Below are 13,536 nucleotides of genomic sequence, written 5' to 3'. Positions count from 1 at the left end.
TGGTGGAGTCAGGATTTTCTGGATTTGCTCCATGGATCCACGGGTGCTTGATTTGTTTGTGTTCTCTTCTTGGTAGTAATATAAAGCTCTTCTACTTTTTGTCGTGCCCAGGGGGTGCGTCTTAAAAACTTCAAGCTAGAGTTAATACTTGGGTTTGACTTAAAACAATTGATATTGATGCGTTGAGCGAGCCCTTCCCAGCCATAACGTTCTTGAAGCTCCGTTACTATTGCTTTCAAGGTAATACCATGGAGCGGATCATTGGGATGGTTTTGAGTCATCTTTCTTTTTAGCCTGAGCTTTTTTGACACGGATTTTATGGCCTGCTACTTCGATGCCATTAAGCATCTTGATTGCGGCTTTAGCATGATAAGGTTTTGGCATATCAACAAAGCCAAAGCCTTTTGATTGGCCTGACTCTGTGTCCATAACCAGTACGCATGACCGTACAGTACCATGTGCTTCGAAGATCGCCCGAATTTCATCTTCGGTGGTTTCGCGATTAAGGTTTCTGACCAGTAGTTTCATGAGCTATCCAAGTAGGAAAAGGTAGGCATTATACAGACTTTAGCATCGAACGATAAAAATATCGCGTTTATCCCCACGCATTAACTTTCTATTGGGATAATGCTTGAATTTAATACACCGTTATCTCAATACATTGAGCTTAAAGACCATCGATTGTTCTAGCTGACTAGGCCCAGAGTTTGTTTGCCCATTTTGTTAACCCCGAGGCCACACTGCCATAATAGTCGCCATCGAGTATTTCGATACCTGGAGCTACTTTTTGGATAGCGTTTCTTACGGTCGGTGATTTTGCTGAACCACCAGTAATGTATATGAGATCCGGCTGACTACCTGCTTGCTTTATGGACTCCCGGATCAGGTTCTGGATCAACGTGAGTGGTCTTTGGATTGCCGTTTCGTACTGTTCTAGTAAAACACTATGATTTAAATCGGCCTCTATATAGTGCAAATCGACTTCTATGTTGGAACGGGTGCTGAGCTCAATTTTTGTTTGTTCTGAGCTTCTCACCAGGCGGTGGTTTTGTTTTGAAGCCTGCAGTTGAATAAAGCGTTCCAGTAAGTCTGGTCGTTGAGCATCTTGCCTGAGTTCATTTAACGTTCTGACAAATGCCTGGCTGGTAAATAATGACTGGTCACCCACATTATTAACAGAAACTGCAGTCCAAAAAGGTGAATGAGGCTGTTCTATGCCTCGCTTTTGTAAACTACCGAGACCAAACAGGGGCATAAAAGCACGATACGCTAGGTGAATGTCTAAGTCATTTCCGCCTATGCGTTGCCCTGTATGAGCCAGAAAGTCGTTACTTCTATCTGACTTCTTTACGTAGGAAGGGCCCATTTTTACCATCGAACAATCGGATGTCCCCCCTCCAATATCAACAACCAACACCAACTTATCTGTTTGCAGGTGTGTTTCAAAGTCAATACCAGCAGCAAGAGGTTCGTAGAGAAATTCTATGTGCTCGTAACCGCAACGTTTTGCTGATTGAGTAAGAATCGCCAGAGCTTGCTGGTTGCTTTTTTCACTATCAACACCCTGAAAATTAACTGGACGTCCGATCACTACTTGATGAATGCTTTGTTGCAGCTGCGCTTCGGCCTTTTTCTTGATGTTTAGCATCATGGCAGAGACGAGATCTTCAAAGAAAGATATCTGCGTTGTCGAGAGGCCCGTAGAACCCAGAAATGATTTGGGAGACTTAATAAAGAGTCCTTCTTCTGGGTGATTGACATAGTTACTGATGGCCTCTTTACCAAAGAAACAACTCGCTTCGTCGGAGCCTAGGCCCAACTCTCTTCGTTCAGCCTGCGCTCGATGGAGCTGAGGAGAGTGCTCTTTTTTATAGTCGGATTGATGTTCGCCAGTTAAATGATGATACAGATATTCCGATACCAGACTTCTACCATAAGTATAGAGTGTAGATGGAATAAAAACGTCATCATGATAGAGAGGTAACAATGTTGGTATCTGGTTTTGATAAACTCCTATAGCAGAGTTGGAAGTTCCATAGTCTAAACCGGCATACATTTTTTGTTCCTCTTTGGGCTGATAAAAAAGGGGCGGCGATTCTACTGGAAATAGGGTGAAATGAAAAGTACTAACGAGCATTTTTTATTCGGCAGTATTGGTCTGAAGATTGTCAATTCAGTTGATAGAGATTTATACTGCAACGCTTTCTATCTTGATAGGTACTATTGTGCGTAAGTTCCATCGATATCTGGGCTTGTTAATGTTGCTGCCTTTTTTAGGTTGGGCGGTAACGGGCGTTTTCTTTTTCGTTAAACCAGGTTATCAGTCGGCTTATGAGCCGTTAAATATAAAAAGCTATCCGTTAGGCAAGTTACCTGAGCTTCCTGAGTCAAATGATTGGCAGCAGGTGAGGTGGATCCGAAGCATACTTGGGCTTCACCTTTTAGTTGAGCAGGATGGCAAGTGGCAGCAACTTGATCCTGATACATTAGAGCCTCGGTCTATGCCAGACGAAGCCAGTCTGCTCCAAATGGTTAACGACGCCATATCTGCAAACCCCGATCGTTACGGCAATGCAAAGACGGTCAGTGAGCAAAAAGTATTAACGGACACCAACATTAATATATCCATAGATTGGCATCAAATGCGCTTGCGGCAGAAAGGAGATGATACAAAGTTTATTAACACGATGTATAAAGTGCATTACTTGCAATGGACAGGGATTAAGTTTGTTGACCGAGTCTTAGGTGTGGTTGGTTTAGGGTTGGTTGTTATCCTTGGTATGTTAGGTTTGGTTATGACCTTGCGGTCTCGTAAAGCTTGATTAGATTGTATTCTTTAATTGGTATATTTTTCTACAGAATGAGTCTTATCTCTACATTATTGGCAATAGTGCAAAAAGAGGTATTTGCGCCAACGTAGCAAAATAATAGAATAGGTTTGTCTTTGGATTTGGGCTATTCATTGTGTTGGGATGCAGTGATAGAAAATGAACTAGGAATGTTTGTGTTATGAGTAGCCCGGTCACATTCAGACATTAGCTTTATATTTTATTTAGAGGTTTGTAGCAGAAGCTACTTTCCTGTCATTGGATATTTATCTTTATATCAGTATTAATCATCTTGGAGTTTATATGAAGAATATGGTAACGATTTCTGTCGCGTTGGCTTTACTGGCTGGTGCTTCTGGCATTCAAGCAAAAGAGTTGAGTATGGTCGTTCAGGGAGTGATTCATAATCAACCAGAGCTGAGCGGAAAAGAAGTTAAAATTCATTTAGCTTACGATTCTGAACATGGCATTACCGAAGATGCCGAAATGAAACCTATGCAAAATTATAGTTTACCAAGCGAGTACAGCATCTTAAAGATTGAAGTCGATGGCGTTACTTATCTGGGCGACTTCCCTCACACGGGAGGTTCTTTTATTGATGCTGTTGTAGAAAATCGTCCTGATTCTAACGACATTGATTTCATTCGTTTTTCTTCGAACCATCCTTACCGTCAAATTGGTGGAGAGTTTACCTATATTGACTCTGTTCATTTAGATTTTCAGGTGAAGGGTTTGTCTTCGGTCAATTTACCGGATTCTATTGATGCCTTTAATCAACCATCAGACGTTCCTCCATCCCATTTATCATTTAATTTAAATGGTCAATCTGTTAATGCCAATATCACGGGTGTTTATTCGTCACTGGATGCGGGTTGTATGCGTCAAACAACTTACGATATTGTGGCTGAAGCACCAGGGCAAAACCCAACGCCAGAAAATCCTAACCCCATAGTAACTTTGAATGCTTCTTTAACTTTGTCGCCGGGATACACCGTTAATGAGTCATCTTTTTATCGGGACTTTGGTTATTCGAGCAAAATAGAGCTAGAGTATTTTGGAGTCACCTATCGATCGATACAGTCGAGCAGAGAGCATAATATTTCGGCAATTGATTTACATTCTTATGATCGTCAGTTGAATATTATTAGCCCCATTCTAAATGCTGATGGCTTTCCTGATGGTGCTGTCGATATTAACTTAACTTTTTTTAACTCATTAAACGAGAAGTTACCCAAAGTACTTCGCCTTGAAGAAATGGGACAGCTGAACTTTCATTCTCCTCAAGGTCCACTAACTGCTGATATTAAATCTATTAAAATCAGCTCGGGATCTTGTAGCGTTGTGCCATACCTACGCCCGAATCCTCAGAGCGTAACGATTCCTTTTCCTGGTGCAGGCCATCAAGAATATGTTTTGATCCCTGAAACTGGTGGCTATCTGTATCTTGATAGAGAGTTTGTTAATGGTTCAGATGAGGCACAAAAGATCCGTCGTTGGGCTGTTATCGAAATGCCTAATGGTCAAATGATTCCTCATGGTGGAGCCGGTACTCGAAAAATTGAACCGGGAATGCCATTACAAGAGTTAGAGACTCGTTTTAATGTCCCTAAGTTTTGGCCTAATGGTCTTTACACCTATCATTTATATACCTTAAGCCATGATCAGGACATAGTGCCAGAGGCAACCTCTATTCGCTTTTATAAAGGTGAACCAAAGTTCTAATTTTTTGTTAACAGGTTCCCGTTCTTAATCTTTTAAGAGCGGGAATTGTTTTTATATACAACAATTTAAGAAGGACTTTTATTGTTCAGTTTTTCCCTTTCCTGATTCGAGATGTATTCATCTTATTCTATACATCTCAAGAAAGTAATAATTATAATGTTCTGTTGGCAAGTGTCATGATCTTGCTGATTAATGTCCTATTGTGTATCTCAAGTTACTAAGTTATTGCATTTTAATTAAACATTTGATGCGAACTTCACTACTCTGTCGATGACAGTCCAATAAAGGGTAGGTAGGGCTGTTGTCTAAAAGTAGGTTTATACAACTGGAGATAATAAATGAGTTTACTCAAAACAAAACCCGTTGTTGTATTTGCCGTATTGACGAGTATGATGTCCGTCGCTGTAGCGGAACAAAACAACAAGCACGTACTGTATAACGAAATTGTTCAAGAAAAATCGACCGAAAATATTTATCGTGTCACCTTTGCATCAGAAGATATTGCACGCAAAGCAGCTATCTCATTTCATGGCCAATTATTGGAGTCTCAGCTTTCTGAGCGTTCGCTGACGCTGGAACTGGATGCTGAAGATCGAAAGAAATTGGCGCCATTTATCAAATCTATTCGTGTGGATCATGATTTCATTCAACGCCGTAATGAACGACTGGAAATGATTCAGCAAAGAATGATGCAGTCTGACGGTAATGCAAGTATTCAGTCAATTCCTGGCTATGAGTGTTACGAAACCGTAGAAGAAACTTTTTCTACAGCTCAATCATTGGTGAGCCAAAACTCAAATATTGCTGAATGGATCGATATCGGTGACTCCTGGGAAAAAACACAAGGCAGTGGCGGTTACGATTTGCAGGTGTTAAAAATCACTAACAAATCCATCAGTGGAAATAAGCCCAAACTTTTTATTAATAGTGCGATTCATGCAAGGGAATATACGACTGCGCCTTTAAACTTAGAGTTTGCTCGTTGGTTGGTAAACGGTTATGGCAGCAATGCAGATGCAACCTGGATTGTTGATCACCATGAAGTGCATTTACTGTTACAGGCAAATCCTGACGGTCGTAAAAAGGCAGAAACAGGATTGTCCTGGCGTAAAAATACCAATCAGAATTATTGTGGATCGAGCTCTAACAGTCGTGGCGCTGATCTCAACCGAAACTTTAGTTCTCGTTGGAACATTACCAATGGACAAGGCTCCAGCGGCAGTCAATGTAGTTTGACATATCGTGGACCTTCTGCGGCGTCAGAGCCAGAAATACAGGCACTAGAAAGTTACGTTCGCTCTATCTTCCCTGATAGTCGTGGACCAAATGATAATGATGCTGCGCCAGCAACAACAAGTGGTATGCATATCGATATTCACAGTTACAGTGAGCTGGTATTGTGGCCATGGGGTGATCAAAGTAGTGTGGCACCTAACGGTGTCGCTATGCAAACTCTGGGACGTAAATTTGCGTTCTTTAACGGCTACAATCCAATGCAGTCCATTGGTCTTTATGCGACGGATGGTACCAGCGATAATATCAGTTATGGTGAGTTAGGCATTGCTGCGTTTACCTTTGAGTTAGGCACCAGTTTTTTCCAGAACTGTTCGACTTACGAAAACACCATCAAGCCAGACAACTTGAAAGCGCTTATCTATGCGGCAAAAGTTGTGCGCACACCTTACATTACACCCAGTGGTCCTGATGTTGCGAGTCTAACGCTTAATGGCAGTAGCGGATCGGTATCCGTACAGCCTGGCAGTAATGTGGCTTTGGTTGCGTCTGTTTCTGATAGCCGTTTTAGCACTCGTAATGGAACTGAGGCTACGCAAAATATTAACGCCGCAGAATATTATATCGATACGCCCCCATGGGCGAATGGTGCCACGCCAATCGCTTTAGCTGCGCAAGATGGTTCTTACAACAGCAAAACGGAATCGGTGGGAGCAACGATCAATACCACGGGTATGTCGAATGGTCAGCATATTATTTATGTTCGTTCCAGAGACACGTCGAATACCTGGGGTGCATTGTCTGCAATCTATTTGAATATTACTGATGAAGTGCCACCTAATGATAACGAGTTAGAGAATAATGTTCCGAAAACTGGATTAAGTGGTGCTCAGGGCGACCAGGTATTCTTTACGATGCAGGTTCCTGCTGATGCGAGCAATCTAAGCTTTAATATTTCTGGTGGTTCAGGTGATGCCGATATGTATGTTCGTTTTGGTAGCCAACCAACAACAGGCGCTTATGATTGTCGTCCTTATCGCAATGGCAACGTCGAAACTTGTAACATTTCTAATGTTCAAACGGGAACTTACCACGTTATGTTACGCGGCTATCGTGCATACAGTGGTGTGAGTTTAGTGGGCAGTTACACAGCGGGTGGTTCTGTTGGCGAAAGTTTCGAAAACACCGATGATGTCAGTATTCCTGATAACAATACGGCTGGAGCATCCAGTAGTATAAACTCGACGCGATCGGGCGCATCTGGAACTGTGGCTGTCGAAGTGGATATTGTGCACACCTATATTGGTGATTTGGTTGTGGATTTAATTGCACCGGATGGAAGCACTTATAATCTACACAATCGCACCGGAGGCACGACCAATAATTTACAACAGACTTACTCCGTTAATGTCGGAAATGTCGACTCTAGCGGCACCTGGCAGTTGAAGGTAGTTGATCGAGCCAGAATCGACACTGGTTATATTAATCGTTGGAAAATAACGTTTAATTAAGACGGCAAGCAAAGCTCTGCGCGTGAGTGCAGAGCTTTTTTATTGAGTGGTCATCCACATCACATTAAAGAATTCTCTGCCAATCTGTGTTAAATCTTCCTGGCAATCGTTGAGCAGCCAACGAATAATCACTCGAGCAACAGCACCGGATGTAATATCTTGAATCAAGGTAAGATTGAGTTCTTTGTTTAACAGTTGTTCTTGTTGAGCTAGGGTGAATTGTTCTACCAGAAGCTCCTGAAATTCTTTTTGCGCACTAGAGTTTTGCTGAATCCAAAAAGCTGCGGGCACATTCATAAAGGCCAATCGTGCAATCGCTGGATGTTGCGCATAAAACTCAAACTGAGCGTTATTGAGGGCTAATAATTTTTGCTGGGTACTATTGGCTTCTGCCATCTTTTGTTTGGCATTGATCGTTAGCTGCGCCAAATCTTGTTCGATGCAGGCAAGCAGTAGCTTTTCCTTTGTACCATAATACTTATAAATGGTTTGAGGGCTGACGCCAGCTTGCTGACAGATGGCACGGATCCCCGTTGTATGGAACTGGCCTTCGGCAAACTGATTGATAATCGTTTGTCGGAGCTTTTCCAGTGCGTTGGCACTTATTTTTCGCTTATCAATATCCATTCGCGGAAGATACCTCGGCTTTATCTGATATTCAACTTTTGAGGACGAGCTATTGATTGGCATCTGATTGGAATTGTAGTATAAATATGGAAACGATGTTTCCGTATTTAGGGCTTAGTTCGAACGAACAATTCAAAAGATGCTTTTTGAGTAACACGAGAGAGTGCAATCTTATGGCTAAAGAATTTAAATCTTTTGCGGAGTTTTATCCTTACTATTTAAGTGAACACAGCCATCCCACATGTCGAAAGTTGCACTACGTGGGGAGCTTTTTAACATTAGCGATACTGGCTTACGGTTTGGTGAGTCAAGAGTATTGGAGTTTATGGTTTATGCCTTTGGCTGGATATGGCTTTGCCTGGATCGGTCATTTTTTTATTGAGAAAAATAAACCAGCGACTTTCACTTATCCTTTTTATAGCTTTATTGGTGATTGGGTGATGTTAAAAGATTTTTTAACGGGAAAACTTCGCTGAAGCAGTGTTGCGGTGACTCCGAGAGCACCGCAACTTCCAAACTTAGTTGCTGGTCAACACTCGTCCATGAATTCGACAATCGTTCATTTCGTTGGCTTGCAAACGGTGTCGTATCGATTCTGCTTTTCGCTTACTGTTAAATGGCCCTAACTGTACTCGATACCAACGTCCGTTTTTGTTGTCTACCGGAAGTACCTGTGCTTCGAAGTTCAAAAAAGCAATACGCGCCTTTAGCGATTCTGCCATCTGTTCATTACGGAATGAGCCACAAGGCATGACATACTCGCGTTTGATGTCGCTATTGGGAGCGCTCAACTCTTCCTCTGGAATTTTAACTTCTTTGCCCATCAGTTCTTTATGATAAGTATACTGAGGTTTCGTTTCTTTCTTTTCTGGTTTGGGTTGAGGTTTCTTTGTTACTTTTTTCTCTGGCTTAGATTGAGTCTTCGTCGCAATCTGCTCAGGTGCCTGGCTTGGTAACCACTTTAAATAGACTAAAAAGCCAATAAAGCCACCCAACACCATGCCCACAATGAGCACGGCGAATATAGGGAAAGGCTTTTGCTTTTTTCGGCTAGCGCCTTTACGGCTTTTGGGTTTTGCTTTTCTTTTTGCGTAATCTTGAGGCATACAACTTACATACTTTCTGGAGCGGAAACTCCCAGTAGGTTTAACCCATTTGCTATAACTTGTCGAGTTGAACTGATCAAATTGAGACGAGCGTCCGTAAGATCTTTGTTACCCTCAACAATCCAGCGTTTGGTTGGATCTTCTTTACCCAAATGATTGTAACTATGAAGATCGTTGGCGAGATCTCTTAAGTAGTGTGCAACCAGATGCGGCTCATGATTACGCGCAGCAGAAGCAACTAAATCAGGGTATTGGCTCATTCGTTCCATCAACTGGGTTTCATGATCCATTGTCAGCAGGTGATGGTGCTTTTTACCATTCTCCGCGTCATGAGTTTGCGCTTTTTCGGCCAGTTTATTAAAGGCGCTGCATACTCTCGCATGAGCATATTGAATGTAGTAAACCGGATTCTCTGATTTTTGCGATGTTGCCAGATTAATATCGAAGGTCAACTGAGACTCGGCTCTTCGTGCAGCAAGAAAATAGCGAGTAGCATCACAGCCCACTTCATCAATCAGATCACGCAGTGTGACATAACCACCAGCACGTTTGGATATTTTAACTTCTTCGCCATCGCGCATGACTGTAACCATCTGGTGGAGCACATAATCTGGGAAGCCTTTCGGTACATCTAGATTGAGTGCCTGTATTCCAGCTCTTACTCGTGTGATGGTGCTGTGGTGATCAGAACCTTGTTCGTTAATGACTTTTTTGAAGCCTCGTTGCCATTTATTAAGATGGTAAGCAACATCAGGAACGAAGTAGGTGTAGCCACCGTCTGTTTTGCGCATAACACGATCTTTGTCATCGCCAAACTCGGTCGTTTTTAACCATAAAGCGCCGTCTTTTTCGTAGGTATAACCATTGTCGATCATGCGCTGAACTGCTTCTTCTACCTTGCCTTCTTCATACAATGAAGATTCCAGGAAGAAGACGTCAAAGTTGACTTCAAAGGCTTTTAAGTCGAGATCTTGCTCGCGGCGCAGATAAGCAACAGCAAATTCTTTGATAGCTTCAAGATTGTCGGCATCAGCAGCACCTGTTACCTGTTTATCTTCGGCGACGACACTTTTGCCTGCCATATAGTCGTTAGCGACATCTTTGATGTACTCGCCCTGGTAACCATCGGCAGGCCAGTTGTCTGTATCAGCGGGACCAAAGCCTTTACAACGAGCCTGGACCGAGAGCGCCAAATTATTAATCTGCTGACCGGCATCGTTGTAGTAAAATTCACGGGTCACATCCCAGCCACTGTTCTCTAGTAATCGACAGATACAATCACCGACGGCAGCCCCGCGACCATGACCAACATGCAGTGGTCCTGTTGGGTTTGCAGAGACAAACTCGACCTGTACTTTTTGTCCTTGGCCATCGTTATTACGACCAAAGTCGGCACCTTGTTTTAGAATGCTGTCGATAATCTGTGTTTGTGCGTCCTGAGCCAGAAAAAAGTTAATGAAGCCTGGGCCAGCAATTTCGGCGCGCTCAATTTCTGGCGTATTCGCCAGTTCATCAACCAATAGCTGAGCTACTTCCCGTGGTGGTTTGCCTGCACCTTTAGCCATCATCATGGCAACATTGGTGGCTAAGTCACCGTGAGACTTTTCTTTGGTGTGAGTAACTTGAATGCGTGGGGCAATGTCAGCTGGAAGTTTTCCTGCTGTCTTCATCTGCTCGATTGCCTGCTCTATTAATTTGCCGATAACGTCTTTCATTAATTTGGTCTGTTAGTAAACGCGAATAGTGGTTAAATGAACCGAGCATTATGCTTTATATAGGTGCTTTTTTCGATAGGGATTTAAGGAAAAAGCTTAATTTTGTTGGGAAATATTGCGCTTTTACAAAAGAATCTCCGTATTTACAACAAATCTTGCGGATCGATGTCGAGAGACCAGCGCACTCGGTTTGCTAAAGGAAGCTTATCAATGTCGTTGAGGTTGTTCTGGATCAATTGATGCAGAGGCTGTCGTTGCTGGCTGTTGAGTAATAGCTGGAAGCGAAATCGGCCAGATTTTCGAGTAATGGTTGAAGCAACGGGACCCAATAATTCTACGGAATGGGACTGACGATTAAGAGTGGCTTTTATCTCGCGTAAAAAGGCTTCGGCTTTTTCTTGATGATTTGATTCGGCACGAAAGATAGCCATGTAACTAAAGGGGGGGAATAGAGCCGCAGCGCGTTCTTGCAATTGAGCTGCGGCGAAGGTGGCGTAGTCCTGACGGCTGAGTGTCACGAGTAAAGGGTGTTCTGGATGATGGCTTTGCACATATACTTCGCCACTTTTCTCTGCTCGCCCTGCACGGCCTGCCACTTGAGTGATCAATTGAGCGGCGCGTTCGGGTGCGCGAAAGTCACTACTGAATAGAGCGCCATCAATATCCAGGATGGCGACCAGAGTGACATTGGGAAAGTGATGTCCTTTGGCCAGCATTTGCGTGCCGACCAGAATACGGGTTTGCCCAGATTTAGCTTCAGCTACATATTGTTCCATAGCTTGTTTACGACGTGTTGTATCGCGATCGATGCGTTGGATGGCATAGCCAGGAAAGCGCTGACCTAAGGCTTGCTCTATACGCTCGGTGCCTTGGCCAATGGCCAGTAACTCTCCCGCATCACACTTAGGACAGTTTGATTTTTGTTTGCTGTAGGCACCGCAATGATGACATTGCAGAAACCCCTTGTTATTGGCCGATTGGTGCAGCGTCATATAGCGATCACAGCGATGACAGTCAGCGATCCAGCCGCAGCGATGGCACATAAGGACGGGGGCAAAGCCTCGACGATTAATAAACACCAAAACCTGACCGTCTTGCTTCAGATGCTTTTCGATCTGTTGTAGTAGCGGGTGGCTCATACCCTCAATCATGGGTTGGTCGCGGCAATCAATGACACGAATAGGTGGCAGAGGCTGAGCCTGTGCTCGTTGTTTTAGATGCAGGTGCTGGTAACGGCCTGACACCGCATTGTTCAGACTTTCTAGAGAGGGGGTTGCACTGCCCAACACAACAGGGATGTTATGGTTTCGTGCTTTGATGATGGCCAGATCTCTTGAGGAGTAACGCAATCCATCCTGTTGTTTAAAGGACAGATCATGTTCTTCATCAATGATAATGACGCCGAGGTCTTGCATATCAGTAAAGATGGCTGAGCGTGTGCCTATGATGACCCGGAGTTGCCCAAGTTGTGCTTTTAACCAGGTTTGTAAGCGCTGATTATCGGTTAAACCTGAGTGCAGTATGCCTACCTGCCCAGGAAAGCGTTGCTCAAATCGAGTCAATGTTTGAGGCGTCAGGCCTATCTCGGGTATTAGCACCAGCGCTTGTTTCTGTTGTTGAAGGACGCCCGCGATAATGCGTAGGTAGACTTCGGTTTTACCACTTCCGGTAACACCTTCCAGCAAGGTTGGAGCAAAGCTTGAAGATTGTTCGAGAACTTTTTCGACGACTTCTCGTTGTTCATCGGTTAGTTGCAGTTCGGATGGTGTGATTTCGCAGGTGTCCGATGGTTGTTCATCACGGGCTTCGAGCCAACCTTTATTACTCAGGTTTTTGAGTTGGCTAAGAGCAATATCGTGTTGAGAAAATTGGGATTGGTTAATGCCATCTTTGCCACTTTCTGTCACCAATTGCATGACTTTGCGTAGTTTGACAGCGTTGGCTGGCAGCTGTTGTTGCCAATCTTCTGGGGCCTCACTCGTGAGATGCCAAAACACCTGTGGCGTCAGGCTCGCGGGTTTGCCTTTCATCAGAGCGTTGGGTAGGGCCGTAGCCAAAACGTCACCCAGAGGATGCTGATAATATTGACCGCACCAATGCAACAGTTTCCATAACGACTCAGATACAACCGGATTAAGATCGAGTATCTGATGAATAGACTTAAGCTTTTCTACCTCAACGGAGCTGATTGCAGGGTGCTCTACAACCAGACCAATCAGCGTTTGTTTGCCAAAAGGGACTTCAACTCGAGTGCCCAGCTCTGGCAGCGAGAAGTGTTCGGGCAGAGTATAATCAAACAAACGCCGCAGTGGGACTGGTAGAGCAACACGTACAATGGCTGGCATAGCGAAGTATCTGTTATTGAATTAAAAATCAAAGCTGGATGAAGGATTGAGTGTAATAGTAGGGTGTTTTGAAGTGCTTAGGAAGCCTCTTTTGAGCGCCTCGGGGCTTAGGCAAAGAGCGCTTGAACTTTGTACGACATAAGAGTATGATCGCGCGTCCTAATCTAGGTTGATGGTGTTTAGGCAAGTGTGCCTAGATAGCGATCTTCCCACAAAATGAGAGTAATGATCATGAGAGATGGTATCCATCCAAATTATGAGCAGATTTCTGCAACATGTAGCTGCGGAAACGTAATCAAAGTTGGCTCAACTCTGTGCCGCGACATTTCTTTGGACGTATGTTCTGAGTGTCACCCATTCTTCACTGGTAAGCAGAAAATCGTTGATTCTGGTGGCCGTGTTGATCGCTTCCGCAAGCGTTTTGGTAGCAGAAAGTCAAAATAAGATTA

The 13,536-nt window shown here is 43.7% G+C and carries 12 protein-coding genes; 5 read left to right on the top strand and 7 right to left on the bottom strand.

What is annotated here, in order from left to right; translation table 11 throughout:
• Positions 1–8: 8 nt before the first annotated feature.
• The 3 genes from NH399_RS09285 to yegD all read right to left on the bottom strand — a co-directional run bounded on the left by NH399_RS09285 (position 9) and on the right by yegD (position 2,056).
• Entirely contained in the window at positions 9–281 is a 273-nt protein-coding gene (locus tag NH399_RS09285) for a VF530 family DNA-binding protein (protein WP_253039350.1), read from the bottom strand.
• Entirely contained in the window at positions 259–528 is a 270-nt protein-coding gene (locus tag NH399_RS09280) for an RNA-binding protein (protein ID WP_253039348.1), read from the bottom strand. Before NH399_RS09280 ends, NH399_RS09285 begins: the two co-directional genes overlap by 23 nt.
• A gap of 166 nt (positions 529–694) precedes the next feature.
• Complete coding sequence (yegD, locus tag NH399_RS09275; RefSeq protein ID WP_253039346.1) at positions 695–2,056, bottom strand: molecular chaperone; 1,362 nt, start codon at positions 2,054–2,056, stop codon at positions 695–697.
• 109 nt (positions 2,057–2,165) lie between these two features.
• Here yegD and NH399_RS09270 point away from each other — a divergent pair, with 109 nt between their 5' ends.
• From NH399_RS09270 to NH399_RS09260, 3 genes are all read left to right on the top strand, one after another.
• Complete coding sequence (locus tag NH399_RS09270) at positions 2,166–2,822, top strand: PepSY domain-containing protein (RefSeq protein ID WP_253039344.1); 657 nt, start codon at positions 2,166–2,168, stop codon at positions 2,820–2,822.
• Positions 2,823–3,131: 309 nt separating this feature from the next.
• The gene (locus NH399_RS09265) at positions 3,132–4,550 is read left to right on the top strand and encodes a hypothetical protein (RefSeq protein ID WP_253039342.1); all 1,419 of its coding nucleotides are present in this window, start codon (positions 3,132–3,134) and stop codon (positions 4,548–4,550) included.
• A 338-nt stretch (positions 4,551–4,888) separates the two neighbouring features.
• Complete coding sequence (locus tag NH399_RS09260) at positions 4,889–7,294, top strand: M14 family zinc carboxypeptidase (protein ID WP_253039340.1); 2,406 nt, start codon at positions 4,889–4,891, stop codon at positions 7,292–7,294.
• Between the two features lie 39 nt (positions 7,295–7,333).
• Here NH399_RS09260 and NH399_RS09255 read toward each other — a convergent pair whose 3' ends face one another.
• On the bottom strand, positions 7,334–7,921 hold the full coding sequence (locus NH399_RS09255; RefSeq protein WP_253039331.1) for a TetR/AcrR family transcriptional regulator: 588 nt from the start codon (positions 7,919–7,921) through the stop codon (positions 7,334–7,336).
• A 173-nt stretch (positions 7,922–8,094) separates the two neighbouring features.
• Here NH399_RS09255 and NH399_RS09250 point away from each other — a divergent pair, with 173 nt between their 5' ends.
• Positions 8,095–8,397, top strand: a complete 303-nt coding sequence (locus tag NH399_RS09250; RefSeq protein ID WP_253039329.1) for a DUF962 domain-containing protein — start codon at positions 8,095–8,097, stop codon at positions 8,395–8,397.
• 42 nt (positions 8,398–8,439) lie between these two features.
• Here NH399_RS09250 and NH399_RS09245 read toward each other — a convergent pair whose 3' ends face one another.
• The 3 genes from NH399_RS09245 to NH399_RS09235 all read right to left on the bottom strand — a co-directional run bounded on the left by NH399_RS09245 (position 8,440) and on the right by NH399_RS09235 (position 13,087).
• Positions 8,440–9,027 carry an SPOR domain-containing protein gene (locus tag NH399_RS09245; protein WP_253039327.1) on the bottom strand — a complete coding sequence of 196 codons (588 nt, stop codon included), beginning with the start codon at positions 9,025–9,027 and terminating at the stop codon, positions 8,440–8,442.
• Positions 9,028–9,032: 5 nt separating this feature from the next.
• A complete protein-coding gene (gene argS / locus NH399_RS09240; RefSeq protein WP_253039316.1) occupies positions 9,033–10,742 on the bottom strand; it encodes an arginine--tRNA ligase in 1,710 nt (569 codons plus the stop codon).
• Between the two features lie 143 nt (positions 10,743–10,885).
• The gene (locus tag NH399_RS09235; RefSeq protein WP_253039314.1) at positions 10,886–13,087 is read right to left on the bottom strand and encodes a primosomal protein N'; all 2,202 of its coding nucleotides are present in this window, start codon (positions 13,085–13,087) and stop codon (positions 10,886–10,888) included.
• Positions 13,088–13,318: 231 nt separating this feature from the next.
• On the opposite strand from NH399_RS09235, the gene rpmE reads away from it, so the two are divergent.
• Complete coding sequence (gene rpmE / locus NH399_RS09230; RefSeq protein ID WP_253039312.1) at positions 13,319–13,531, top strand: 50S ribosomal protein L31; 213 nt, start codon at positions 13,319–13,321, stop codon at positions 13,529–13,531.
• The last annotated feature ends 5 nt before the right edge of the window (positions 13,532–13,536 follow it).

The organism is Pleionea sp. CnH1-48, from assembly GCF_024124665.1.
Taxonomy (GTDB): domain Bacteria; phylum Pseudomonadota; class Gammaproteobacteria; order Enterobacterales; family Kangiellaceae; genus JAMXSB01.
The sequence above is the reverse complement of the archived record's forward strand: the minus strand, read 5'-3'. Positions and strand labels throughout refer to the sequence as shown.